Origin of the sequence: Luteitalea sp. (assembly GCF_044337415.1) — a bacterium.
Classification (GTDB): domain Bacteria; phylum Acidobacteriota; class Vicinamibacteria; order Vicinamibacterales; family Vicinamibacteraceae; genus Luteitalea.
In genome coordinates this window covers 1-20,895 of record NZ_JBIINP010000010.1, presented here as the reverse complement: position 1 = coordinate 20,895, position 20,895 = coordinate 1, and the positions used below count along the sequence as shown (strand labels likewise).

General features: G+C 68.2%; 35 protein-coding genes. 2 read left to right on the top strand and 33 right to left on the bottom strand.

Annotated features, from left to right (window positions below; all coding sequences use genetic code 11):
• Positions 1–231: 231 nt before the first annotated feature.
• Positions 232–2,319 carry an elongation factor G gene (gene fusA, locus ACIRDX_RS03485; protein WP_396624006.1) on the top strand — a complete coding sequence of 696 codons (2,088 nt, stop codon included), beginning with the start codon at positions 232–234 and terminating at the stop codon, positions 2,317–2,319.
• Positions 2,320–2,434: 115 nt separating this feature from the next.
• Positions 2,435–3,478: a CehA/McbA family metallohydrolase gene (locus tag ACIRDX_RS03480; RefSeq protein WP_396624005.1), complete on the top strand. Its 1,044-nt coding sequence runs from the start codon at positions 2,435–2,437 to the stop codon at positions 3,476–3,478.
• A gap of 159 nt (positions 3,479–3,637) precedes the next feature.
• Here the strand turns inward: ACIRDX_RS03480 and ACIRDX_RS03475 are convergent, their stop codons facing one another.
• The 33 genes from ACIRDX_RS03475 to ACIRDX_RS03315 all read right to left on the bottom strand — a co-directional run.
• Positions 3,638–4,378, bottom strand: a complete 741-nt coding sequence (locus ACIRDX_RS03475) for a hypothetical protein (RefSeq protein WP_396624004.1) — start codon at positions 4,376–4,378, stop codon at positions 3,638–3,640.
• Positions 4,379–4,536: 158 nt separating this feature from the next.
• Positions 4,537–5,094 (bottom strand): 50S ribosomal protein L17, encoded by a 558-nt coding sequence (gene rplQ / locus ACIRDX_RS03470; RefSeq protein WP_396624003.1) that lies wholly within the window; start codon positions 5,092–5,094, stop codon positions 4,537–4,539.
• A 123-nt stretch (positions 5,095–5,217) separates the two neighbouring features.
• On the bottom strand, positions 5,218–6,195 hold the full coding sequence (locus tag ACIRDX_RS03465; protein ID WP_396624002.1) for a DNA-directed RNA polymerase subunit alpha: 978 nt from the start codon (positions 6,193–6,195) through the stop codon (positions 5,218–5,220).
• A gap of 87 nt (positions 6,196–6,282) precedes the next feature.
• The gene (gene rpsD, locus ACIRDX_RS03460) at positions 6,283–6,912 is read right to left on the bottom strand and encodes a 30S ribosomal protein S4 (protein WP_396624001.1); all 630 of its coding nucleotides are present in this window, start codon (positions 6,910–6,912) and stop codon (positions 6,283–6,285) included.
• A gap of 100 nt (positions 6,913–7,012) precedes the next feature.
• The gene (gene rpsK, locus ACIRDX_RS03455; RefSeq protein WP_396624000.1) at positions 7,013–7,423 is read right to left on the bottom strand and encodes a 30S ribosomal protein S11; all 411 of its coding nucleotides are present in this window, start codon (positions 7,421–7,423) and stop codon (positions 7,013–7,015) included.
• A gap of 4 nt (positions 7,424–7,427) precedes the next feature.
• A complete protein-coding gene (gene rpsM / locus ACIRDX_RS03450) occupies positions 7,428–7,802 on the bottom strand; it encodes a 30S ribosomal protein S13 (RefSeq protein ID WP_239489403.1) in 375 nt (124 codons plus the stop codon).
• A 3-nt stretch (positions 7,803–7,805) separates the two neighbouring features.
• A complete protein-coding gene (rpmJ, locus tag ACIRDX_RS03445; RefSeq protein ID WP_110173142.1) occupies positions 7,806–7,919 on the bottom strand; it encodes a 50S ribosomal protein L36 in 114 nt (37 codons plus the stop codon).
• 35 nt (positions 7,920–7,954) lie between these two features.
• Positions 7,955–8,197, bottom strand: a complete 243-nt coding sequence (gene infA / locus ACIRDX_RS03440; RefSeq protein ID WP_396623999.1) for a translation initiation factor IF-1 — start codon at positions 8,195–8,197, stop codon at positions 7,955–7,957.
• Positions 8,198–8,257: 60 nt separating this feature from the next.
• Positions 8,258–9,028, bottom strand: coding sequence for a type I methionyl aminopeptidase (map, locus tag ACIRDX_RS03435; protein ID WP_396623998.1), 771 nt, complete (start codon positions 9,026–9,028; stop codon positions 8,258–8,260).
• Positions 9,025–9,672, bottom strand: coding sequence for an adenylate kinase (locus ACIRDX_RS03430; protein WP_396623997.1), 648 nt, complete (start codon positions 9,670–9,672; stop codon positions 9,025–9,027). The genes map and ACIRDX_RS03430 overlap by 4 nt, the downstream gene beginning before the upstream one ends.
• A gap of 35 nt (positions 9,673–9,707) precedes the next feature.
• Positions 9,708–11,093 (bottom strand): preprotein translocase subunit SecY, encoded by a 1,386-nt coding sequence (gene secY, locus ACIRDX_RS03425; RefSeq protein WP_396623996.1) that lies wholly within the window; start codon positions 11,091–11,093, stop codon positions 9,708–9,710.
• Between the two features lie 186 nt (positions 11,094–11,279).
• A complete protein-coding gene (rplO, locus tag ACIRDX_RS03420; RefSeq protein ID WP_396623995.1) occupies positions 11,280–11,720 on the bottom strand; it encodes a 50S ribosomal protein L15 in 441 nt (146 codons plus the stop codon).
• 54 nt (positions 11,721–11,774) lie between these two features.
• Positions 11,775–12,005 carry a 50S ribosomal protein L30 gene (rpmD, locus tag ACIRDX_RS03415; RefSeq protein ID WP_396623994.1) on the bottom strand — a complete coding sequence of 77 codons (231 nt, stop codon included), beginning with the start codon at positions 12,003–12,005 and terminating at the stop codon, positions 11,775–11,777.
• 7 nt (positions 12,006–12,012) lie between these two features.
• The gene (gene rpsE / locus ACIRDX_RS03410) at positions 12,013–12,528 is read right to left on the bottom strand and encodes a 30S ribosomal protein S5 (RefSeq protein ID WP_239489409.1); all 516 of its coding nucleotides are present in this window, start codon (positions 12,526–12,528) and stop codon (positions 12,013–12,015) included.
• Positions 12,529–12,536: 8 nt separating this feature from the next.
• Positions 12,537–12,905: a 50S ribosomal protein L18 gene (gene rplR / locus ACIRDX_RS03405; protein ID WP_396624042.1), complete on the bottom strand. Its 369-nt coding sequence runs from the start codon at positions 12,903–12,905 to the stop codon at positions 12,537–12,539.
• A gap of 32 nt (positions 12,906–12,937) precedes the next feature.
• Positions 12,938–13,474, bottom strand: a complete 537-nt coding sequence (gene rplF / locus ACIRDX_RS03400; protein WP_396623993.1) for a 50S ribosomal protein L6 — start codon at positions 13,472–13,474, stop codon at positions 12,938–12,940.
• A gap of 12 nt (positions 13,475–13,486) precedes the next feature.
• Positions 13,487–13,894, bottom strand: coding sequence for a 30S ribosomal protein S8 (gene rpsH / locus ACIRDX_RS03395; protein WP_396623992.1), 408 nt, complete (start codon positions 13,892–13,894; stop codon positions 13,487–13,489).
• Positions 13,895–14,015: 121 nt separating this feature from the next.
• Positions 14,016–14,201: a type Z 30S ribosomal protein S14 gene (locus tag ACIRDX_RS03390; protein ID WP_239489412.1), complete on the bottom strand. Its 186-nt coding sequence runs from the start codon at positions 14,199–14,201 to the stop codon at positions 14,016–14,018.
• A gap of 1 nt (position 14,202) precedes the next feature.
• A complete protein-coding gene (gene rplE / locus ACIRDX_RS03385; protein ID WP_396623991.1) occupies positions 14,203–14,745 on the bottom strand; it encodes a 50S ribosomal protein L5 in 543 nt (180 codons plus the stop codon).
• The gene (gene rplX, locus ACIRDX_RS03380) at positions 14,742–15,074 is read right to left on the bottom strand and encodes a 50S ribosomal protein L24 (protein ID WP_396623990.1); all 333 of its coding nucleotides are present in this window, start codon (positions 15,072–15,074) and stop codon (positions 14,742–14,744) included. The genes rplE and rplX overlap by 4 nt, the downstream gene beginning before the upstream one ends.
• A 3-nt stretch (positions 15,075–15,077) precedes the next feature.
• Entirely contained in the window at positions 15,078–15,446 is a 369-nt protein-coding gene (rplN, locus tag ACIRDX_RS03375) for a 50S ribosomal protein L14 (protein ID WP_291983362.1), read from the bottom strand.
• A 9-nt stretch (positions 15,447–15,455) separates the two neighbouring features.
• Positions 15,456–15,710 carry a 30S ribosomal protein S17 gene (gene rpsQ, locus ACIRDX_RS03370; protein WP_396623989.1) on the bottom strand — a complete coding sequence of 85 codons (255 nt, stop codon included), beginning with the start codon at positions 15,708–15,710 and terminating at the stop codon, positions 15,456–15,458.
• A 31-nt stretch (positions 15,711–15,741) separates the two neighbouring features.
• Positions 15,742–15,939 (bottom strand): 50S ribosomal protein L29, encoded by a 198-nt coding sequence (gene rpmC, locus ACIRDX_RS03365; RefSeq protein WP_396623988.1) that lies wholly within the window; start codon positions 15,937–15,939, stop codon positions 15,742–15,744.
• Positions 15,939–16,361: a 50S ribosomal protein L16 gene (gene rplP / locus ACIRDX_RS03360; protein WP_396623987.1), complete on the bottom strand. Its 423-nt coding sequence runs from the start codon at positions 16,359–16,361 to the stop codon at positions 15,939–15,941. Before rplP ends, rpmC begins: the two co-directional genes overlap by 1 nt.
• Positions 16,362–16,373: 12 nt before the next feature.
• Entirely contained in the window at positions 16,374–17,063 is a 690-nt protein-coding gene (gene rpsC, locus ACIRDX_RS03355) for a 30S ribosomal protein S3 (RefSeq protein ID WP_396623986.1), read from the bottom strand.
• A 12-nt stretch (positions 17,064–17,075) separates the two neighbouring features.
• Positions 17,076–17,492 (bottom strand): 50S ribosomal protein L22, encoded by a 417-nt coding sequence (rplV, locus tag ACIRDX_RS03350; protein WP_396623985.1) that lies wholly within the window; start codon positions 17,490–17,492, stop codon positions 17,076–17,078.
• Positions 17,493–17,504: 12 nt separating this feature from the next.
• Positions 17,505–17,783, bottom strand: coding sequence for a 30S ribosomal protein S19 (gene rpsS, locus ACIRDX_RS03345; RefSeq protein ID WP_396623984.1), 279 nt, complete (start codon positions 17,781–17,783; stop codon positions 17,505–17,507).
• Between the two features lie 9 nt (positions 17,784–17,792).
• On the bottom strand, positions 17,793–18,617 hold the full coding sequence (gene rplB, locus ACIRDX_RS03340) for a 50S ribosomal protein L2 (RefSeq protein WP_396623983.1): 825 nt from the start codon (positions 18,615–18,617) through the stop codon (positions 17,793–17,795).
• Between the two features lie 11 nt (positions 18,618–18,628).
• Positions 18,629–18,919, bottom strand: coding sequence for a 50S ribosomal protein L23 (locus tag ACIRDX_RS03335; RefSeq protein WP_396623982.1), 291 nt, complete (start codon positions 18,917–18,919; stop codon positions 18,629–18,631).
• 31 nt (positions 18,920–18,950) lie between these two features.
• On the bottom strand, positions 18,951–19,571 hold the full coding sequence (rplD, locus tag ACIRDX_RS03330) for a 50S ribosomal protein L4 (protein WP_396623981.1): 621 nt from the start codon (positions 19,569–19,571) through the stop codon (positions 18,951–18,953).
• On the bottom strand, positions 19,572–20,246 hold the full coding sequence (gene rplC / locus ACIRDX_RS03325; protein WP_396623980.1) for a 50S ribosomal protein L3: 675 nt from the start codon (positions 20,244–20,246) through the stop codon (positions 19,572–19,574).
• Positions 20,247–20,371: 125 nt separating this feature from the next.
• Positions 20,372–20,707: a 30S ribosomal protein S10 gene (rpsJ, locus tag ACIRDX_RS03320; RefSeq protein WP_110173163.1), complete on the bottom strand. Its 336-nt coding sequence runs from the start codon at positions 20,705–20,707 to the stop codon at positions 20,372–20,374.
• Positions 20,708–20,776: 69 nt separating this feature from the next.
• On the bottom strand, positions 20,777–20,895 hold a 119-nt coding region (locus ACIRDX_RS03315; RefSeq protein WP_396624041.1), incomplete at its 5' end, for a hypothetical protein.

The window sequence follows — 20,895 nt, the reverse complement described above, 5'->3', positions numbered from 1 at the left end:
GGGCTGGGAGCTGGGAAGGGCGACACGCCCATCTCACCCTTTGGCGTTTCGCCCTTCGGCCTTTCGCCTTTCGGACCTTTGCCGTTTTCGTCATTCCCGGCATCGCAGCATCGCGGCATTACGAACAAGGGGCGGGGGCTCGGCGAATGCCGAGCCTTCCGCCCCTTGTTCGCGTCACGGCTCTGTCATAGCATCGCGGCGTGTAGCTCTTTCCCCCCTTCGAGGGTGCTCATGCCCACCTATGCAGCGGCGTCCATTCGCAACGTGGCAATCGTCGGCCACAACGGTTCCGGCAAGTCCCAACTGATTTCTGCCCTGCTGTTCACCGCAGGCGCCACCACCCGGCTCGGGCGTGTGGACGACGGCACGGCGCCGACCGACTTCGACGAGGAAGCGATCGCCCGCAAGCACACCCTGGCCGCCACGCCCGCGTGGCTGGACTGGCAGGGCACCAAGGTCAACCTGGTCGACACGCCCGGGTTCGGCAATTTCCTCAGCGAGACGGGCGCCGCCCTCCGCGTCACCGACGCCGCGCTCATCGTCGTCGACGCCGTGGCCGGTGTCGAGGTGCAGACCGAGCGCGTGTGGCAGATCGCCGAGGACGAGCGGTTGGCGCGCTTCGTGGTCGTCAACCGTCTCGACCGCGAGCGCGCCAGCTTCGCGCGGGCGCTCGAGGACCTGCACTCGACGTTCGGTCGCACGCTCGTGCCGGTGCAGCTGCCATTCGGCGAGGAGAAGGGGTTCCGGGGCGTCATCGACCTCATCGCGCAGCGGGCCTACACCTACGAGGGCGGCACCGGCAAGGGCAAGCCCGTCTCGATTCCCGAGAGCCTGTCGGCCGAAGCCCGGAGTGCCCGCGAGGCCCTGGTGGAACTGGTTGCCGAAGCCGACGATGAGTTGATGTCGCGGTTCTTCGACGAGGGTACGCTCACCGACGACGAACTCGTCGCGGGCCTGCGGACCGCCGTGAGCAAGGGCGCCATCGTGCCGGTGTTCTGCGCCTCCGGGCTCGAGAACATCGGCGCCGACCGCCTGCTCGAGGCGTGCGTGCAGTACGCGCCGTCGCCACTCGCCCGTCCGCTGGCGGGAGTGGCCACGGCCTCGGGCGCCGCCGTGACGATCGCGGCCGACGAGACCGCGCCCGCGCGCCTCTTCGTGTGGAAGACCGTGGCCGACCCCTTCGCCGGGCGCATTTCGCTCTTCCGCGTGGTGTCGGGCGTCGTGAAGAACGACACGACGATGACCAACCTGGGGCGCGGGTCGCAGGAGCGCATCGCGCACCTGCTGGCACTGCAAGGCAAGGCGCAGGCGCAGGTGAACGAGCTGCATGCCGGCGACCTCGGCGCCATCGCCAAGCTGAAGGAGGCCCAGACCGGAGACACGCTCGCCGAGAAGGCCACCGACGTCGCGCTGCCGCCCATCGCCTTCGCGGCGCCGCTGATGTCCTACGCGCTCGAGCCGAAGACGCGCGGCGACGAGGACAAGATCAGCACGGCGCTGCACCGGCTGCAGGAAGAGGATCCGACCATCCGGACCGACCGGGATCCGCGCACGCACGAGCAGCTGATCTCCGGGCAGGGCCAGATGCACCTCGAGGTCACCGTCGCCAAGCTGAAGCGGCGGTTCGGCGTCGAGGTGACCCTCAAGCTGCCGCGCATCCCCTACCTGGAGACCATCACCGCCGGGACCGAGGCCCACGGCCGCCACAAGAAACAGACCGGTGGACACGGCCAGTTCGGCGACTGCAAGATTCGCGTCGAGCCGCTGCCCCGCGGGTCCGACTTCCAGTTCGAGGACGACATCTTCGGCGGCTCGATCCCGCGGCAGTACGTGCCTGCCGTCGAGAAGGGCATCCAGGAAGCGCGCCTGCGCGGCTTCCTCGCCGGCTTCCCGATGGTCGACTTCAAGGCGACGGTCTTCGACGGATCCTTCCACCCCGTCGACAGCAACGAACTCGCGTTCAAGATGGCCGGGGGCATCGCGTTGCGCGACGCGATGACGCGCTGCAAGCCGGTGCTGCTCGAGCCCATCATGCAGGTCGAGGTCCACGCACCCAGCGAGTTCGCCGGTGATCTGATGGGCGACCTCAACGGGCGGCGCGGACGCATCAGCGGCATGGAGGCGCGCGGCCAGGCCACGGTGATCAAGGCCCAGGTGCCGATGGCCGAGATGCTGACCTACGAGCAGCACCTCACGTCGGCGACCGGCGGACGCGGCTCGTACAACATGGCCCACTCCCACTACGAGGAAGTGCCCGCGCACCTGCAGGCCAAGATCGTGGCTGCCCACAAACCCGATCACGTGGAGACGGAAGCCTAGGCGACTGACGTCTACAAGTCTCAGGTCTCAGGCAGGACGTCCCTCCTGAGACTTGAGACTCGAGCCTGGGCGCGTGACGATTCCGCGACGCCGAGTTGCGCTAGGCTTGTCGGCGATGACTCGCCGTCGCCTCGTCCTCGCCTCCTCGTTGCTCTGCGCCGCCGCGTGGGCTGTCGCACCGATCGCGCAGGTGCCCTCGCCGGCCTCCACCGCGAACCTGAAGTGGTTCAAGGGCAACACCCACACGCACACCCTGAACAGCGACGGCGACAGCACGCCCGACGAGGTCGTGCGCTGGTATCGCGACCACAAGTACAGCTTCCTCGTCCTCACCGACCACAACTACCTCACCTCGGTCGATGGGCTGAATGCGCTCCACGGCGCCGACGACAAGTTCCTCGTCATCAAGGGTGAGGAGGTGTCGAGCGGATTCGCGGGCAAGCCGCTCCACATCAACGCGCTCGACCCGGCCCGCCTCGTGCCGGCGACGCGCGAGGGCGCCAGCGTCGCCGAGGTCCTGCAGAAGAACATCGACGCCATCCGCATGGCCAACGGCGTGCCGCACATCAACCACCCGAACTTCGGCTGGGCGATCACGGCCGACGACCTCGCGCAGGTGCGCAACAACCGCCTCTTCGAGGTCTACAACGCGCACCCGATGGTCAACAACGTCGGCGGCTCCGGCCACCCGAGCCTCGAGCAGACCTGGGACGCGCTGCTCTCCCGCGGCATCCTCCTGTTCGGCCTCGCGACCGACGATGCGCACGAGTTCAAGAAGCTCGACGACCTGGCATCGTCCCGCCCCGGCATGGGCTGGGTGATGGTGCGCGCCGAAAAACTCGAGGCGAGGGCGATCGTGTCTGCGCTGGACCGCGGCGACTTCTACGCCTCCACGGGGGTCGAGCTCGACGACTACCAGGCCTCGACCTCCGCCATCACGATCAAGGTGAAGCAGCGCTTCTGGGGCAGCGGCCGCGAGGACAACATGAAGGCCGGCTACCGCATCGAGTTCGTCGGGAAGGGCGGCGCGGTGCTGCAGGACGTGCAGGGCACCGAGGCGAGCTACGCGATCAAGGGGTCGGAGGGCTACGTCCGCGCCCGCATCACGCAGTCGGACGGCAAGATGGCCTGGACGCAGCCTGTGATGGTCGGGCGGTAGAACAGCTCGCCGCTCAGGGCTCAGAAAAGCACTCACGCAGGGCGCAGGCGCTCTGAGCCTCGAGCCGGAAGCCTTGAGCCCCGTGGGTTCTCGCGAGCGGACGCGCTTGTGTTGGGCGTTCTGGTGAGGCGTTAAGCGTTAAGCGCTAAGCGCTAAGCGTTAATCCGGCAGCCGGCCCGGGTCGTTCCGGTCGTACCGGGCGTGGCCCGACGAGAACGCTGGCGGGGCCTTGGGCCTCTCGCGGGCGGCGGGGTCGAGTTCCGGCCCGTCGAACATCGTGGAGCGGATACGCTCGCGCTCCCCTCGCGCCATGCCCCCGAGGTCGGCGAACAGGCGTAGCCCGAGGAAACTCCACAGCATCCCCTGGATGCCGAAGAAGTACGTCAGCGGCAGGCCGATCAGGATCGAGACGAGGACCACGCTCGCGCGACTGGCCTGCCAGGCGATGCCCGTTTCCAGCCACACCGGCGAGCGCACCGGCGCGATGATCGTGTCGAGGATGGCGGCCAGCAGGAGGCCGCTGGCCATGGGTCGGCCGCGGGCCGCCAGCGTGGCGAGCAGGTCGTCCGGGGGGCTGAGGCGCAGCGCGAGGCCGGCGAACCCGATTCCCCAGGCCAGGCAGACCAGGATCATCGCGAGCGCGCCCGGGATGCTGCGTCGCGTCCGCACCAGCCGCGCCCGCACATCGGGTTCGTCGGCAGAGGCCCGCCAGGCGACCACTAGGCGCACCCCCAGCAGTGCCAGCGCCAGCACGGTCTCCGCGAGGAACAGGAGCACGGCCACGCCGTAGTGCTCCTGCTGGACGAGCGCCGCCGACGGGAACACGAAGGCCACGATGGACCAGAGGCCATGGCCGGCGCCGAAGCGGAGACCGAGGGGCAGCGCGGCGCGAAGGGCCATACCGGAACCTAACGCGACGGGCATGCCCCCCGAACAGCCGGGCGCGGCAACCGGGGGGCGAGCGCAGGCGCCAGAAACGACAAGGGCCGCGTCCGGGGGACGCGGCCACGTGCCGTGCTCGATGTCGTTGCCGGCTCCGGGGAGCCGGCCGCGCGAGGCTACTCGGCCTTCTTGGCCGACTTCCGGGCCCGCTTGGGCTTGTCGTCGCCCTCGGTGGCGCCCTCGTCCTGCAGCTTCTTCACCGCAGCCCTGGCACGGCCGCGGATGCCCTTGGGCTCCTCGGCGGCCTCGGCCGTCGGGACGTCGGCGTTCGGATCGTACTCGCTGCCGATCAGCTCAATCTGGGCGACCTCCGCCGCGTCGCCGCGGCGATGCCCCAGCTTGAGCACGCGGGTGTAGCCACCCGGACGCTCCACGAACCGCGGCGCGAGGGTGTCGAACAGCTTGGTGACGACCTTGGCGTCGGCGATGTCGCGGGCGACGAGGCGTTCCGCAGTCATGCGGCGGATGCGCTTCTCCTCGTCGGTCCCCTGCGTGCCGATGCTGCGCTTGGCAATCGAGATGATGCGCTCGACGTAGGGGCGCAGTTCCTTTGCCTTCGGCACCGTGGTCTGGATCCGCTCGTGGCGGAGCAGCGCCTGGGCCTGGTTGCGCAGGAGGGCGATGCGGTGCTCGGTGACGCGCCCGAGCTTGCGGTGTGCAACTCCGTGTCTCATCGTTTTACTCGTCTCATCCGCAGGGGGTGCCGGCACGCCCGGGCCCGGGGCGACGGGCGGTGGGCTACCTGCAGCCCACGGCTCCGACGCCTGCAGCCCGACGCCTGCAGCCTGCCACTGGTCCTACTGAGGCTGCTCCACGCTCATGCCGAGGCTGAGACCCATGGTCTGGAGGATCTCCTTGATCTCGTTGAGCGACTTGCGGCCGAAGTTCTTCGTCTTCAGCAGGTCGTTCTCGGTCTTGGCCACCAGCTCCCGGATGGTCCGGATGTTGGCGTTCTTCAGGCAGTTGTACGACCGCACGGACAGCTCCAGCTCCTCGATGCTCTTGTCGAGGTGCTCGTTGCTCTCCTCGGTGAGCGTCGCGGGGGTGGCATCGCCGCCCTCGCCGACGACCACGTCGTCATCGTCGTCGCCGCCGAAGATGAAGAGGTGGTCGCGCAGCAGCTGCGCGGCCAGCTCGATGGCCTCGGTGGGCGAGATGGCGCCGCTGGTGCTCACCTCGAGCGTCAGCTTGTCGTAGTCGGTGTTCTGACCGACACGGGCCGACTCCACCAGGTAGTTCACCTTGCGGACGGGCGAGTGGGTCGAGTCGACCGGGATCCAGCCGATGCCGAGATCCTCGTCGAAGTTGCGGTCGGCCGCCACGTAGCCGCGCCCGTTCTTGAGGCGCATCTCCATGTACAGCTTGCCGCCCTCGGACACCGTGGCGATGTGCGCGTCGGGATCGAGGACCTCGACCGACTGGTCGACCTCGATGTCACGCGCCAGCACCGGCCCGGGCTTGTCGACCCGGAGGTACAGCATCTTGGTCTCGTCGCCGTGCAGCTTGAACGGGACCTGCTTGAGGTTGAGGATGATGTCGGTGGCGTCCTCCACCACGCCCTCCACGGGCGAGAACTCGTGCTGGACACCCTCGATCTTCACCGCAGTGATGGCCGCGCCCTCGATGGACGACAGCAACACCCGGCGCATCGCATTGCCGATGGTGGTACCCCACCCACGCTCGAACGGCTGCGCGGTGAACCGCCCGAACCGGCCGGTCTGGCTCTCGCGTTCGACGTCGAGTCGCTTCGGGCGCTGGAACCCCTTCCACAGCATCGATGTAGTCCTTTCCAGTCTGGGAACGGCGGACGGGGCCCGAGGACCACGCCGCCCGCCAGCGCAAGCGCCTTCCGGCGCCGCGCGTTACTTCGAGTAGAGCTCGACGATCAGCTGTTCCTGCACGGGCAGGTTGATCTGCTCGCGCGTCGGCAGCGACACCACGCGGCCCGACGAGGCGGCTGCATCGAGGGCGAGCCAGTCGGGAATCCCGCGGCCCTTCACTTCCTCGATGGCGTGGAGAATCGCCGGGTTCTTCTCGCTCGACTGCCGCAGGCTCACCACATCGCCCTGGCGCAGCTGGTAGGACGGGATGTCCACCTTCTTGCCATTGACGAGGAAGTGGCCGTGCTTGACCAGCTGGCGCCCCTGGGCCCGCGACGTCGCGAACCCGAGACGGTAGATGGCGTTGTCGAGGCGGCGCTCCAGGAGCTGGAGCAGCGTCTCGCCGGTGATGCCTCGCTGCCGGTCGGCGGCCTCGAAGTAGCGGCGGAACTGATTCTCCAGCACACCGTAGATGCGCTTGACCTTCTGCTTCTCGCGCAGCTGCAGGCCGTAGCCCACCAGCTTCGCCTTGCGGGCCTTGCCGTGCTGCCCCGGGGGGAGGTTGCGCTTCTCGATCGCGCACTTCTCCGTGTAGCAGCGCTCTCCCTTCAGGAAGAGCTTCATGCCCTCACGCCGGCAGAGACGGCAGACGGGTCCGATATATCGAGCCATGTAACTCTCGTGTCCTTCTCACGACGCGCGCCGGAGCGCGCGGAACAGCACGCCGTGGGCGTGCCCTCCCTTTTGTACGACCGTGGTCGCCCGCGGCGCGCTAGACGCGACGCTTCTTGGGCGGCCGGCAGCCGTTGTGCGGAATCGGCGTGACGTCGCGGATGGTCTTCACGTCCAGCCCGACGTTGGAAAGAGCGCGGACGGCCGATTCGCGACCCGCACCCGGTCCCTTCACGCGCACCTCGACGGTGCGCATGCCGACGGCCTTGGCGGCCGTGCCGGCATTCATCGCCGCCTGCGTGGCGGCAAACGGCGTGCCCTTGCGCGATCCCTTGAAGCCGATCGCCCCGGCACTCGACCACGACACGACGTTGCCCTCGGCATCGGTGATCGTCACCAGCGTGTTGTTGAACGAGGCCTGGATGTGGGCCACGCCGCTGTGGACGACCTTCTTCTCGCCGCGCTTCTTGAAGACCTTCTTGCGGCCTGCTGCCTTCTTCTCGTCTGCCATGGTCCTACACCGTCTTCTTCTTGGCGATCGCGCCCTTGCGCGGACCCTTCCGGGTGCGCGCGTTGGTCTTGGTGCGCTGGCCGCGCACCGGCAGGCTGCGGCGGTGCCGCAGGCCGCGATAGCAGCCGATCTCCATCAAGCGCTTGATGTTGAGCGAGATTTCCTTGCGGAGGTCGCCCTCCACGCCGCCCACGTCCTCGATGACCTTCGAGATCGACCGGACATCCTCTTCCGTGAGGTCCTTGACCCGCACGTCCGGGCTCACGCCCGAAGCCTTCAGGATGTCACCGGAGCGCTTCCGCCCGATGCCGAAGATGTAGGTCAGCCCGATCTCGACGCGCTTGGTACGCGGAAGATCCACACCTGCGATACGTGCCATGCCCTATCCCTGCCGCTGCTTGTGCTTCTGGTTGTCGCAAATCACCCGAACGACCCCGCGCCGCCGGACGATCTTGCACTTCACGCAAATGCGCTTCACCGATGCTCTGACCTTCATGTCTCTCGCTCTCGGCCGGACTCGAAGAGCCGACCCTACCTGCCGTCGTCGTCGTTCTGCCGGCGGCCACCCGGTTCGAGCCGCCCGATGATCCGGCCGCGCGTGACGTCCAACGGCGACACCCGCACAACCACCCGATCCCCCACCAGGATCCGCACGAAGTTGCGGCGGATGTCCCCGGTGCCGTGCGCCGTGATCACGTGCCCCGAATCGAGGCTGACGCGATAGAGCGCCTGCGGCAACTGCTCGATCACCGTGCCGCGCAGTCCCTCACTCATGCTGCCACCGGCCGTTCGAAATCCCCGACGTACAGAATCCCGAACCCGCCAGCCGCCCCGTCAGCGGCCTGCCGCCACCGCTGCGGACCGAAGCGTCAGGATCTCGACGCCGTCGGCAGTCACCGCCACCGTGTGCTCGAAGTGCGCCGACAGCTTCTCGTCCACCGTGATGGCCGTCCAGCCGTCCGACAACACCCGCACCCCGGGCTTCCCCACGTTCACCATGGGCTCGATGGCCAGCACCATGCCCTCGGCCAGCCGAGGCCCGCGGCCCCCCGGACCGTAGTTCGGGATCTGCGGCTCCTCGTGGAGCTTGGTGCCGATCCCGTGGCCCACGAACTCGCGCACCACCGTGAACCCCTGGGCCTCCACGTACTCCTGCACCGCCTGCCCGATGTCGCTGACCCGGGCTCCGGGCTTCACCGCATCGATCCCCCGGTACAGCGAGGCCTCCGTCACGTCCAGCAGGCGCTGGGCCTCGGCGCTGATCGCCCCGACCCCCACCGTCACCGCCGAGTCGCCGTAGTACCCGTCGAGCTTCACCCCCATGTCGATCGAGAGGATGTCGCCCTCCACCAGCGTCGTCGCCGAGGGGATCCCGTGGACCACCTCGTGATTGCGCGACGCGCAGATGGTCGCGGGAAACCCGCGATACCCCTTGAACGCCGGCTGTGCTCCGGCCTCGCGCACCAGGCGCTCGGCCTCCGCGTCAATCTCCGCCGTCGTCGCCCCGGGCACCACCATCGCACGGAGCGCCTCGAGAATCCGCGCCACCAGCTGGTTGGACGCCCTGAGCTTCACCAGCTCGTCCGCCGACCGGCAGGTGATCACCGCGCCTCTCCCTGCACCACGCCCATCGCCGAGACCAGCGCGCCCTGCATCGCCGCCGCCACCGCATCGGGCGCCAGGTTGCCGTCGATCGTGAAGAACGTCGGGCGGTCGCGGTAGAAGTGCACCAGCGGCGCCGTCTGGTCCTCGTAAATCTGCAGGCGGTTGCGCACCACCTGCTCGTCGTCGTCTGCCCGGGTCACCAGGGCGCCGCCACACGTGGCGCACACCCCGAGGTCCGGCTTGGTCGGGTCGGCGTTGGTGCCGCACACGCTGCACACCCGCCGCGCATGGAGCCGTCCGACCAGCACTTCCACCGGCACCACGATGTGCAACACGGTGAGCGGCGACCGCCCGGCCATCATCCCGTCCAGCGCTTCGGCCTGTCCGACCGTGCGCGGAAAACCATCAAGGATAAACCCGAATGCCACGTCATGTCGAGAGAGACGTTCCTCGACGATGGCAATGGCCACCTCGTCGCTGACGAGATGGCCCTGATCGATGCGCGCCTTGGCTTCGAGCCCGAGCGCCGTGCCCGCCGCGGCCGACTCCCGGAGGATGTCGCCCGTCGAGACCTTCGGCACGCCGTAGTGACGGGCCAGCCGGCTCGCTTGGGTTCCCTTGCCGGCCCCCGGGGGGCCGAGCATGACCACGTTCAGACCAGGTCGAGCCAACGGGCGGCCTACCCTCTCCGTCCGCGGATGCGGGTCTTCTTCATGAAGCCGTCGTAGTGCCGCATGATCAGCTGCGACTCGAGCTGCTGTACCGTATCCATCGCCACGCCGACGACGATGAGCAGCGACGTGCCGCCGAAGAAGAACGTCACGCCGAGGCCGTTGGTGAACCAGCCCGGCAGCGCCGCGTCGAGCGTCTCGCCGATGAACGGAATCGGGGCCACCTTGAAGCCGCTGATCAGGAACTCCGGCAACAGGGCCACGGCCGCCAGGTACAGCGCCCCGACCAGCGTGATGCGCGTCAGGATCAGGTCGATGTACTCCGCCGTCCGCTTGCCCGGGCGGATGCCCGGGATGAAGCCGCCGTACTTGCGCATGTTCTCCGCCACATCGTCCGGGTTGAAGACGATGGCCGTGTAGAAGTACGCGAAGAAGATGATCAGCGCCACCTGCAGCAGGTTGTACAGCGGCATGCCCCACGCCAGCTGCTGGGCCACGCGCTGCACCCAGCTCTCCGGCGGGAACATCCCGGCGATGGTCGCGGGGAACGCCAGCAGCGACGAGGCGAAGATCACCGGCATCACGCCGCCGGTATTCACCTTCAGCGGGATGTGCGTGCTGGACCCGCCATACATGCGCCGACCGACAACGCGCTTGGCGTAGTGGACGGTGACGCGCCGGTGGGCGCGTTCCACGTACACGATCGCGGCCACCACGGTGATCATCACGAGCAGCAACAGCGCCAGCCGCAGCAGGCCAATCTCGCCCGTCTTCAGCTGGTCGAGCGTCGTCATCACCGCGCGGGGCAGGCCGACGACGATGCCCGAGTAGATGATGAGCGACATGCCGTTGCCGACGCCGCGCTCGGTGATCTGCTCGCCCAGCCACATCACGAACACCGACCCGGTGGTCAGCGTGAGCACCGTCAGCAGGCGGAAGCCCCACCCCGGCTCGTAGACGAGCGGAAGCCCCCCGGCGACGTTGGTCTGGCGCTCGAGGAAGATGGCGATGCTCAGGGCCTGGACGACCGAGAGCAGGATCGTGCCGTAGCGGGTGTACTGCGTGATCTTGCGGCGACCGAGCTCGCCTTCCTTGGAGATCCGCTCCAGGGTCGGCCACACCACCGTCAGCAGCTGCAGGATGATCGACGCACTGATGTACGGCATCACGCCGAGGGCGAAGATCGTCACGCGCGACAGGTTGCCGCCCGAGAACAGATCGTAGAGGCCGAACATCGTGTTACGCGCCTGCTCGGCCAGCAACGCGAGCGCCTCGGTGTTCACGCCGGGCGTCGGGATGTGGTGGCCAATGCGGAACACGCCGAGCAACCCCAGCGTGAACAGCACCCGGAGCCGGAGCTCCGGGACGGCGAAGATGTTCCTCAAGCTATCCATCGGTCTTCTCGATGCTCGCCAGCCGTCGGCCTCTGGCCTCGGGCCTTGGTTCGGGACGGGAGCGCCGGCGCTCGGCGCCAGGCGTTGCTCCCGTGGTTGTCTGGGCCGCCTTGGTCGAACGGAGCCAGCCTCTCGACGTCAGGCGCCCCTGGCGTCGACGACAGGGCCGGCCGTCCGATCGCAGCCTTACAGCGTCTCCGCCGTGCCGCCTGCGGCCTCGATCTTCTGGGCCGCCGCACCGCTGAACTTGTGGGCGCGGACCGACAGCTTCTTGGTGATCTCGCCGCGGCCGAGCACCTTGATCTTCTGGCTCCCCTGCGCCAGGCCCTGCCCGTGCAACACCTCGGGCGTGACCTCGGTCCCCGCGTCGAACAACGCCTCGAGCTGGTCGAGGTTGATCACCGCGTAGTCCGTACGGAACAGGTTGGTGAAGCCGCGCTTCGGGAGCCGGCGGTGCAGCGGCATCTGGCCGCCCTCGAACCCGCGCTTGCGCTTGAAGCCCGAGCGCGACTTCGCGCCCTTGTGGCCACGACCGGCCGTCTTGCCGTTGCCGGAACCCTGGCCGCGGCCGACGCGCTTGGTCGAGTGGGTAGCGCCGTCTGCCGGCTTGAGATCGCTGAGATCCATGTCTGTCTTCCTGTCGGCTCCCGGCCCCCGGCCGTCGGCCTTCTAAGGCGACGCCTAGGCGTCGGCCACGGTCACCATGTGGCGGATCTTCTGGATCATGCCGCGCATCGCGGGGTGATCCAGCACTTCCACCGTGTGACCAATCTTGCGCAGGCCCAGACCCTTGACGATCTCGCCCTGCTTCTTGTCGTAACCGATCGTGCTGCGCACGAGCGTCACCTTCAGGGTCTTCCCCTTGGGCGCCGCCGGCGCGGCCGGCTTCTGTCGACGAGTGGTTTCCGGCATCACGTCCTCAGGCGTTGACCAGTTCTTCGGTCGTCTTGCCGCGCAGCCGCGCGATCGCGGCCGGGTCCTTCAGACCCTTCAGGCCGGCGAAGGTGGCGCGCACCACGTTGTGCGGGTTGGCCGACCCGAGTGACTTGGTCAGCACGTTCTGGATGCCCGCGGCCTCGACCACCGCGCGCACGGCGCCACCGGCGATGATGCCGGTACCGTCGGGGGCGGGCTTGAGCAGCACGCGACCGGCGCCGAAGCGGCCGGTGACCTCGTGCGGCACGGTCGTGCCCTTGAGCGGCACGCGGATGAGCGACTTCTTGGCCGCCTCGATGCCCTTCTTGATGGCCGAGGGCACTTCCTTGGCCTTGCCCATGCCGAAGCCGACATGGCCAGCGTTGTCACCGACGATGACCAGGGCGCTGAAGGACAGGTTCTTGCCGCCCTTGACCACCTTGGTCACGCGGTTGATGGACACGACGGTGTCCTTCAACTCGAGCTGGCTCGCGTCGATGCGATCGCGGAATTCGTACATGTCAGTCCTCAGAACTCGAGGCCGGCTTCGCGCGCGGCTTCGGCGACGGCGCGCACGCGCCCGTGGTACAGGAACCCGCCGCGGTCGAACACGACACGGGTGATGCCCTTCTCCTTCAGCCGCTCGGCGAGGATCCGGCCCACCGCGGCCGCGCCCTTGACGTTGCCGCCGCTGGCGCCCTCGGCCAGCTGGTCCTTCACGGCCGACTCGGTCGTACCGGCCGACGCCACGGTCGTGCCGCTGGCATCGTCGATGGCCTGCACGTAGATGTGCGCAACGCTGCGGAACACGGCGAGGCGCGGACGGGCGGCGTCACCGGCCAGCTTCTTGCGCAGGCGCAGGCGGATGCGCTCGCGGCGGTCCTTCTTGGTTTCGATCTTCACGGCAGCTTCTCCGCTTCAGGCGCGCGTTACTTCGCGCCGGCCTTGCCGGCCTTCTTCTTGAGCACTTCGCCGGTGAACCGGACACCCTTCTGCTTGTAGGGGTCCGGCTTGCGCAGCGACCGCATGTTGGCAGCCACCTGGCCGACCAGCTGCTTGTCGATGCCCGTCACCGTCACGTGGGTCTGCTTCTCGATGGCCACATCGATGCCCGTGGGCAGCGGGAAGACCACCGGGTGCGAGTACCCGAGCGCGAAGTGCACGTCGCGCCCCTTCACCTCGGCACGGTAGCCCACGCCGACGATGTCGAGCTCGCGCTTGAAGCCCTCGGACACGCCCTGCACGGCGTTGGCCACCAGCGTGCGGCCCAGTCCGTGGAACTTCCGCTGCTCACGCGCCTCGCCGACGCTCGCGACGACCTGCCCGTCCTCGAGCACGACGGTCACGCCTGGCGGCAGCGCCTGCGTCAGCTGGCCCTTGGGGCCCTTCACCTCGACCAGACCGTCCTTCAGCGTGACCTGCACACCCTTCGGGACGGGGATCGGCTTCTTGCCAATTCGAGACATGTTCCTCAGTCCTTACCAGACGTTGCAGAGCACTTCGCCGCCGACACCCGCCTTGCTGGCCGCGCGACCCGTCATCACGCCCTGCGACGTGGTGAGGATCGACGTGCCCAGCCCGCCGAGCACCGTGGGCACCGACTCACGGCCGAAGTAGACGCGGCGGCCGGGACGGCTGACGCGCTCGAGGCCGGAAATCACGCGCTCGCCGCGCGGCCCGTACTTGAGGGCGATCCGCACCACCTTCTGGGGCGAGGCGGGGGTCGTGGGGTTGTCGATCAGCTTGAAGCCGCCGATGTACCCCTCGGCTTCAAGAATCCGGGCGATCTCGAGCTTCAGCTTCGACGCGGGCACGTCGACGCGCGTGTGGCGCGCCTGCACGGCATTGCGAATCCGCGTGAGCATGTCGGCAATCGGGTCAGTCATACCTGTTCCTTCGTGGGCCGGGCGCGGCGTGGGCCTCTCGACCCTCTCGCCTGCGCACCACGGCAGCGCGGTTCCCGGCGGCTCCTGCCGTCGCGGGCCTGCGCTCCCGGCCCTGTGTGGCTTACCAGCTGCTCTTGGTCACACCCGCGACTTCGCCTCGCAGGGCGAGCTCACGGAAACAGAGGCGGCACAGCGCGAACTTGCGCAGGTACGCCCGGGGACGGCCGCACCGCTTGCAGCGGTTGCGCGCGCGCACCTGGAACTTGTGCGCCTTCTCTTCCTTGGCAATCTTTGCGGTTGTCGCCATCTCAGCCCTGCCTGAACGGGAAACCGAGGAGCTGCAGGAGACGCCGCGACTCCTCGTCGGTCTTCGCCGTGGTGACCACGGTGATGTTCATGCCGCGCGGCTTGTCCACGCGCATGTAGTCGATTTCCGGGAAGAGCAGCTGGTCCTTCAGCCCGAGCGTGTAGTTGCCACGCCCGTCGAAGCCCTTCGTCGGGATACCCCGGAAGTCGCGCACGCGCGGCAGCGACATCGAGATCAGGCGGTCGAGGAAGTCGTACATCCGCTCGCCCCGCAGCGTGACCATCGTCCCGATGGGCATGCCCTGGCGGACGCGGAACTGGGCGATCGACTTCTTGGCGCGCGTGACCACCGGCTTCTGACCGGCAATCCGCTGCAGCTCGTCGGCCGCGACGTCCACGATCTTCGCGTTCGAGGTGGCCTCGCCGAGCCCGAGGTTGATCACGACCTTCGTGATCTTCGGGGTCGCCATCACGTTGGCGTACCCGAATTCCTTCTGCAGCGCGGACGCCACTTCACTGCTGTAGCGCTCCTTCAGCCGGCTCATTTGTCGATCACTCCGCCGTCCTTGCGTCGGCTGACACGGACCTTCCGGCCATCGCTCTCGACGCGCATCCCCACGCGGGTGCGCTTGCCCGAGGCCGGGTCCACCAGCATCACGTTGGAGGCGTGGATGGCCGCCTCCTGCTCCACGATGCCGCCCTGCACCTGCTTCTGGGGGTTCGGCTTCGTGTGCCGCTTCACGAGGTTCACGCCCTCGATCACCACCCGGTTGCGATCGGCATCCACCAGGGTCACCCGTCCACGCTTGCCGCGATCCTTGCCGGCGATGACGATGACCTCGTCGTTCTTGCGAATCCGCTTCAAGCCAGCCATTGCCTACAGCACCTCGGGCGCGAGCGAGATGATCTTCATGAACTTCCGCTCGCGGAGCTCACGCGCCACCGGCCCGAACACGCGGGTCCCGATCGGCTCGCCGTCGTCCTTGACCAGGACCGCGGCGTTGCGGTCGAAGCGGATGTAGCTGCCATCCTTGCGGCGCTGTTCCTTGCGCGTCCGCACGATGACGGCCTTCACCACCTGGCCCTTCTTCACGTTGCCGTCCGGCGCGGCTTCCTTCACCGACGCCGTCACGATGTCGCCGAGCCGCGCATAGCGCCCCGTCGACCCGCCGACCGGGTTGATCACCGAGATCTTCCGCGCGCCGGAGTTGTCGGCCACGTCCAGGATCGATCGCATCTGAATCATGGCGTTCTCCTAGAGGACCTTCGCCTGCTCGACGATGCGCGTCACCACGAACCGCTTGCGGCGGCTCAGCGGACGACTCTCGACGATCGCGACCGTGTCGCCGACCTTGGCCGTGTTCGCCTCGTCGTGCGCCATGAAGCGCGACGTCTTGCGCTGGCCCTTGCCGTAGACGTCGTGACGCACCTGACGCGTCACGGCGACGACGACTCCCTTGTCCATCTTGTCGCTGACGACGCGACCGACGATTTCTGCCTTGGCTGCCATAGCTCGCTTCCTGCTCTCTGCGCGGCGCGCCCTAGCGGGCGTCGGCCTTCTGACGCAGCACCGTCTTCACCCGCGCCAGGTCCCGGCGCAACTCCCGGATCTGGAGGGGGCGGTCCAGCTGCCCCATCGCCTTGCGAATCCGCAGGGTGAACAGCTCCTTGTCCAGCTCCGACGCGCGCTGCTGCAGCTGCTCGACGCCGAGGTCCTTGAACTCCGCTACCTTGGTCATCACGCCTGCTCCGCCGCGAACCGCGTCGCGAACTTGGTGTGGATCGGGAGCTTGGCCGCGGCCAGCTCCATCGCGCGCTTGGCCGTCGCCTCGTCCACCCCCTCCATCTCGAAGAGGATGCGACCCGGCTTGATCACGCACACCCAGGCTTCCGGCGCGCCCTTGCCCTTACCCATACGGGTTTCCTGCGGCTTCTTGGTGATCGGCTTGTCCGGGAACACCCGGATCCAGATCTTTCCACCGCGCTTGATGAAGCGGGTCATCGCGATACGCGCCGCCTCGATCTGTCGCGCGGTCAGCCAGCACGGCTCGAGCGCCTTCAGCCCGTAGTCACCGAAGCTGACGTCGGAGCCGCGCCAGGCCTTGCCTGTCATGCGCCCGCGCTGCTGCTTGCGGTACTTGACCTTCTTGGGCATCAACATGGCGATTCGTTCCTATCCCCGACCACCCGCGGCACGCCGCGGCGACCGGTACTGCTCCTCCTCGCGACCGAACTTGGGCACGAGGCGCTCTCCCTGGAAGAGCCACACCTTCACGCCGATCGCGCCGTACGTCGTACGCGCCTCGGCAAAGCCGTAGTCGATGTCGGCGCGCAGCGTCTGCAGCGGCAGCTGGCCGTGCAGGTACCACTCCGACCGCGCAATCTCGGCGCCGTTCAGCCGGCCCGACACGCGCACCTTGATCCCCCGCGCCCCGAAGCGCAGCGCCGACTCCACCGCCTTGCGCATCGCACGACGGAAGGCAATGCGCTTCTCGAGCTGCATGGCCACCGATTCCGCGATGAGCTGGGCGTCCAGTTCCGGCTTCTGGATCTCCTGGATGTTGATGAACACCTCGCGGTTGGTGCGCTTCTGCACCTGCGCCTTGAGCTTGTCCACCTCCGCACCCTTGCGGCCGATGATGATGCCCGGCCGGCTGGTGTGGATGTCGATCTTCAGCTTGTTGGCCGCCCGCTCGATCTCCACCTTCGACACACCCGCGTGCGCGAACCGCTTCTTCAGGTCGTCGCGCAGCTTGAGGTCCTCGTGGAGCAGCTTCGCGTAGTCCTTGTCGGCGAACCACCGCGACCGCCAGGTCTTGTTGAACCCGAGCCGGAACCCGTAGGGATGAACCTTCTGGCCCATGCGTCTCTCGTCCTATTCCTGAGTACTGGCGCCCGCGGTCTTGCGCGCGCGCGGCTGGGTGGGGGCCTGCGGGGCCCGGCGACGCACCGGCCGCTCCGCCACCTGCACCGTGAGGTGCGCCGTGCGCTTCACGACGCGGAAGGCGCGGCCCATCGGGGCCGGGCGCACGCGCTTGAACGAGGTGCCCTGGTCGGCGTATGCCGCCGACACGTAGAGCCGCTCGACGTCGCCGCCGAAACCCTCGGCCTGCTGCGCGTTGGCGATGGCCGACTTGAGCAGCGTATGGATGCTCTTGGCCACGCCCTTGGTCGAGAACTTGAGCGTCGCGAGTGCGCCGGTCACGTCCTTGCCACGAATGAGGTCCAGCACCAGCCCGGCCTTCTGGGCCGAGGTGCGGACGCTGCGGGAGGTCGCTGTCGCTTGCACCATGGTCGTCTCTCCCTACTTCCCGGCCTTCTCGGCCTTGAGCGGGTGGCCCTTGAACGCGCGCGTCGCCGCGAACTCGCCCAACTTGTGGCCGACCATGTTCTCGGTGACGTACACCGGCACGAACTTCTTGCCGTTGTGCACCGCGAGGGTGTGCCCGATCATCTCGGGAATCACCGTCGAGCGCCGCGACCAGGTCTTGACGACCTTCTTCTCGTTGGCGGCGTTCATCGCCTCGATCTTCTCGAGGAGCGGCGTGTCGATGAACGGGCCCTTCTTCAGCGATCTGCTCATGGTTCCGGCCTACTTCTGCCTGCGCGTGACGATGAACGCGTCGGTCGCCTTGCGGTTGCGCGTCTTGTAGCCCTTGGTCGGCACGCCCCACGGCGTCACCGGGTGACGGCCGCCCGAGGTCTTGCCCTCGCCGCCGCCGAGCGGGTGGTCCACCGGGTTCATGGCAACGCCGCGCACGTGCGGGCGCTTGCCCAGCCACCGGCTCCGGCCCGCCTTGCCGATCGACACGTTCTCGTGATCGACGTTCCCCACCTGACCCACCGTGGCGTAGCACTCCATGTTGACGAGGCGCACTTCGCTCGACGGCATGCGGAGCGTCGCGTACTCGCCTTCCTTGGCCACCACCTGCACCGCGGCCCCGGCGCTGCGCGCCATCTGGCCGCCCTTGCCGGGGCGGAGCTCCACGTTGTGCACCACCGTGCCCAGCGGGATGTTCTTCAGCGGCAGCGCGTTGCCCGGCAGGATGTCCGCCGTCGGGCTCGCCACGATCGCGTCGCCCACCTTCAGGCCCAGCGGGTGCAGGATGTAGCGCTTCTCGCCGTCGGCGTACGTCACCAGCGCGATGCGCGCCGAACGGTTCGGGTCGTACTCGATCGTCGACACCTTCGCCGGAATCTCCCGCTTGTCGCGGCGGAAGTCGATGATGCGGTAGGTGCGCTTGTGCCCACCGCCGCGCCACCACGACGTCAGCTCACCCTGGTTGTTGCGGCCACCGGACTTCTTCAGCGGCTCGGTGAGCGGCTTGTAGGGCTCGGTGGACGTGATTTCGTCGAAGGTCTGCACCGTCTGGAAACGGCGCCCCGCCGACGTCGGCTTGTACGTGCGAACTGGCATGGGGTCCTCGCTTACGCGATCTCCAGGATCTCGGGCACCTTCTGGTCGGCCTTCAGGCGAACGTAGGCCTTCTTCCAGTCGCTGCGGCGGCCCACGAACCGGCCCTGGCGCTTCAGCTTGCCGCGCACGGCGGCGGTGCGCACCGCGGCGACCTTGGCGCCGAACAGCTGCTCGACGGCGTTCTTGATCTCCACCTTGGTGGCGTCCACGTGCACCTCGAAGGCAAGCACGTTGCCCAGCTCGCGCTGGAGCGTGCTCTTCTCGGTCACGAGCGGCCGGCGGATGACGTCGGTGAGTTTCATGGTTCCTCGTCGATGACCTGTGGCTTGCGCCTCAGGCCAGCGCCTCCTGCAGGCGCGTCAGCGCAGCCTGGCTGGCGATGACCTTCGCGCAGTCCATCACGTCGCGCGCAGTCACCCGGTTGGCCTGCACGAGCTTGACGCCCGCCAGGTTGCGCGTCGACAGGACCAGCGCGTCGGCCGGCGCCACGTCGATCACGAGCGTCTTGCGGGTGTGCCCGAGCCCCTTCAGCAGCCGCGCGGCCTCGCGCGTCTTCGGCTCGTTCACCGCCAGCGCGTCCACCACGACCACCTGGCCGTCGCGCAGCTTGGCGGCCAGCGCATCACGCAGCGCACCCTTGGCCATCTTCTTGGGGAAGGCGTAGCCGTAGTCGCGGGGCTGCGGGCCGAGCGTCGTGCCGCCCTTGCGCCAGATCGGGTTGCGCACGTCGCTGACGCGCGCCCGCCCGGTGCCCTTCTGCTTCCACAGCTTGCGGCCCGAACCGGCCACGTCGCCGCGCGTCTTGGTCGCGTGCGTGCCCCGGCGCTCTTCGGCCTGCTCGTGCCTGACGGCTTCCCAGATCAGGTCCGTGCGCACACGATTGCCGAACACCTCGTCGCGCAGGTCGAGCGCGCCGACCTTCTGGTTGCTGGTGTTGACGACGTCGAGTTGCATTTACTTCTTCCCCTTCTTCGTCTCGACCTGCGGCACGCGCACCGGCTTGGCCTTGCGGGCCTTCCGGATCAGGACGATGCCGTTGCGCGGTCCGGGCACGGCGCCCTTGATCAGCAGGAGGTGGTTGTCGCCGTCCACCCGCACGATCTTCAGGTTGTGCACCGTCACGCGGTCGTAGCCCATGTGCCCGGCCGCGCGCATGCCCTTGACCACGCGCGACGGGTACGAGGAGGCGCCGATCGAGCCGGGGGCCCGGTGGAACATCGAGCCGTGGCTGGCGGCGCCGCCGGCGAACCCGTGGCGCTTCATGACGCCCTGGAAGCCCATGCCGCGGGACGTGCCGATGACGTCCACCACCTCGCCGTCAGCGAAGAGCGCGCTGGCGAGGACCTCGCTGCCGGCGGTCACGCCGTCACCCGAGATGCCCACCTCGCGACGCACGCGCGTCGGGGGGACGTTGGCCTTGGCGTAGTGGCCCTGCAGGCCCCGGCTCACCTTCGCCGGCTTGTCCTCGACCAGACCGATCTGCGCCGCGGCGTACCCGTCGCCCTGCGCCGTCTTGGTCTGCACCACCACGCAGGGGCCGGCCTTGATCACGGTGACCGGCGTCACGACGCCGTCAGCGCCGAACACCTGCGTCATCCCGATCTTCTTGCCGATGATTCCCGTCACCATCGTTGCGTTCTCACCTTCGGGGTCCGTCCACCGCGGCCAGCCCAGGCCCGCGGTACGCCAACCCAATCGTTGCGGGCCGCGCTCGTCGAGCGGACCCTACCAAGTCTCGCCAGACAGGGCGAGGGCTACTTGCCGTGTTCCTTGCCGAACGCCTTGATCTCGACGTCGACGCCCGCGGGCAGGTCCAGCTTCATCAGCGCGTCCACCGTCTGCGGCGTCGGCTCGAAGATGTCCACGAGCCGCTTGTGCGTCCGGATCTCGAACTGCTCGCGCGACTTCTTGTCCACGTGCGGCGACCGGAGCACCGTCCACTTGTTCTTCTCGGTCGGCAGCGGCACCGGCCCCGCCAGGCGGGCCCCCGTGCGACGCGCCGTGTCCACGATCTCCGTGGTGGACTGATCGAGCACCCGGGCGTCGTAGGCCTTCAGGCGGATGCGGATCTTTTCGCCAAATCCAGACATGTGCGTGTCTCTCGTCTCGGCTGCCGGCTGCGGGCGACAGGCACCCTGTCGCCCACGGCCTGTGGCCTGTTACTGCAGAATCTCGGTGATCGTGCCCGCACCCACCGTGCGGCCACCCTCGCGGATGGCGAACCGCAGGCCCTTTTCCAGCGCCACCGGTCCGATGAGCTCGATCTCCATCGCCACGT

What these genes read in the sequence shown, in the direction of transcription:
- ACIRDX_RS03430 (WP_396623997.1), bottom strand. Translation starts at nt 9,672, where the DNA reads ATGCTCGGCCCCCCGGGGGCCGGCAAGGGAACCCAAGCGAGCCGGCTG.
- rpsK (WP_396624000.1), bottom strand. Translation starts at nt 7,423, where the DNA reads ATGGCAGACGAGAAGAAGGCAGCAGGCCGCAAGAAGGTCTTCAAGAAG.
- rpmJ (WP_110173142.1), bottom strand. Translation starts at nt 7,919, where the DNA reads ATGAAGGTCAGAGCATCGGTGAAGCGCATTTGCGTGAAGTGCAAGATC.
- rpsS (WP_396623984.1), bottom strand. Translation starts at nt 17,783, where the DNA reads ATGAGCAGATCGCTGAAGAAGGGCCCGTTCATCGACACGCCGCTCCTC.
- ACIRDX_RS03465 (WP_396624002.1), bottom strand. Translation starts at nt 6,195, where the DNA reads ATGCTGTGGAAGGGGTTCCAGCGCCCGAAGCGACTCGACGTCGAACGC.
- rplC (WP_396623980.1), bottom strand. Translation starts at nt 20,246, where the DNA reads ATGGTGACGGGAATCATCGGCAAGAAGATCGGGATGACGCAGGTGTTC.
- ACIRDX_RS03390 (WP_239489412.1), bottom strand. Translation starts at nt 14,201, where the DNA reads ATGGCGACAACCGCAAAGATTGCCAAGGAAGAGAAGGCGCACAAGTTC.
- rpmD (WP_396623994.1), bottom strand. Translation starts at nt 12,005, where the DNA reads ATGCCGGAAACCACTCGTCGACAGAAGCCGGCCGCGCCGGCGGCGCCC.
- rpsE (WP_239489409.1), bottom strand. Translation starts at nt 12,528, where the DNA reads ATGTACGAATTCCGCGATCGCATCGACGCGAGCCAGCTCGAGTTGAAG.
- rpsJ (WP_110173163.1), bottom strand. Translation starts at nt 20,707, where the DNA reads ATGTCTGGATTTGGCGAAAAGATCCGCATCCGCCTGAAGGCCTACGAC.
- rpsD (WP_396624001.1), bottom strand. Translation starts at nt 6,912, where the DNA reads ATGGCTCGATATATCGGACCCGTCTGCCGTCTCTGCCGGCGTGAGGGC.
- rpsC (WP_396623986.1), bottom strand. Translation starts at nt 17,063, where the DNA reads ATGGGCCAGAAGGTTCATCCCTACGGGTTCCGGCTCGGGTTCAACAAG.
- rplN (WP_291983362.1), bottom strand. Translation starts at nt 15,446, where the DNA reads ATGATTCAGATGCGATCGATCCTGGACGTGGCCGACAACTCCGGCGCG.
- rplB (WP_396623983.1), bottom strand. Translation starts at nt 18,617, where the DNA reads ATGCCAGTTCGCACGTACAAGCCGACGTCGGCGGGGCGCCGTTTCCAG.
- infA (WP_396623999.1), bottom strand. Translation starts at nt 8,197, where the DNA reads ATGAGTGAGGGACTGCGCGGCACGGTGATCGAGCAGTTGCCGCAGGCG.
- rplX (WP_396623990.1), bottom strand. Translation starts at nt 15,074, where the DNA reads ATGGCTGGCTTGAAGCGGATTCGCAAGAACGACGAGGTCATCGTCATC.
- rplV (WP_396623985.1), bottom strand. Translation starts at nt 17,492, where the DNA reads ATGGTGCAAGCGACAGCGACCTCCCGCAGCGTCCGCACCTCGGCCCAG.
- secY (WP_396623996.1), bottom strand. Translation starts at nt 11,093, where the DNA reads ATGGATAGCTTGAGGAACATCTTCGCCGTCCCGGAGCTCCGGCTCCGG.
- rpsM (WP_239489403.1), bottom strand. Translation starts at nt 7,802, where the DNA reads ATGGCACGTATCGCAGGTGTGGATCTTCCGCGTACCAAGCGCGTCGAG.
- ACIRDX_RS03480 (WP_396624005.1), top strand. Translation starts at nt 2,435, where the DNA reads ATGACTCGCCGTCGCCTCGTCCTCGCCTCCTCGTTGCTCTGCGCCGCC.
- rplQ (WP_396624003.1), bottom strand. Translation starts at nt 5,094, where the DNA reads ATGAGACACGGAGTTGCACACCGCAAGCTCGGGCGCGTCACCGAGCAC.
- rpsH (WP_396623992.1), bottom strand. Translation starts at nt 13,894, where the DNA reads ATGACTGACCCGATTGCCGACATGCTCACGCGGATTCGCAATGCCGTG.
- rpsQ (WP_396623989.1), bottom strand. Translation starts at nt 15,710, where the DNA reads ATGGCAGCCAAGGCAGAAATCGTCGGTCGCGTCGTCAGCGACAAGATG.
- rplE (WP_396623991.1), bottom strand. Translation starts at nt 14,745, where the DNA reads ATGAGCCGGCTGAAGGAGCGCTACAGCAGTGAAGTGGCGTCCGCGCTG.
- rpmC (WP_396623988.1), bottom strand. Translation starts at nt 15,939, where the DNA reads ATGACCAAGGTAGCGGAGTTCAAGGACCTCGGCGTCGAGCAGCTGCAG.
- rplO (WP_396623995.1), bottom strand. Translation starts at nt 11,720, where the DNA reads ATGGATCTCAGCGATCTCAAGCCGGCAGACGGCGCTACCCACTCGACC.
- ACIRDX_RS03475 (WP_396624004.1), bottom strand. Translation starts at nt 4,378, where the DNA reads ATGGCCCTTCGCGCCGCGCTGCCCCTCGGTCTCCGCTTCGGCGCCGGC.
- rplD (WP_396623981.1), bottom strand. Translation starts at nt 19,571, where the DNA reads ATGCAACTCGACGTCGTCAACACCAGCAACCAGAAGGTCGGCGCGCTC.
- rplF (WP_396623993.1), bottom strand. Translation starts at nt 13,474, where the DNA reads ATGTCTCGAATTGGCAAGAAGCCGATCCCCGTCCCGAAGGGTGTGCAG.
- rplP (WP_396623987.1), bottom strand. Translation starts at nt 16,361, where the DNA reads ATGTTGATGCCCAAGAAGGTCAAGTACCGCAAGCAGCAGCGCGGGCGC.
- ACIRDX_RS03335 (WP_396623982.1), bottom strand. Translation starts at nt 18,919, where the DNA reads ATGAAACTCACCGACGTCATCCGCCGGCCGCTCGTGACCGAGAAGAGC.
- fusA (WP_396624006.1), top strand. Translation starts at nt 232, where the DNA reads ATGCCCACCTATGCAGCGGCGTCCATTCGCAACGTGGCAATCGTCGGC.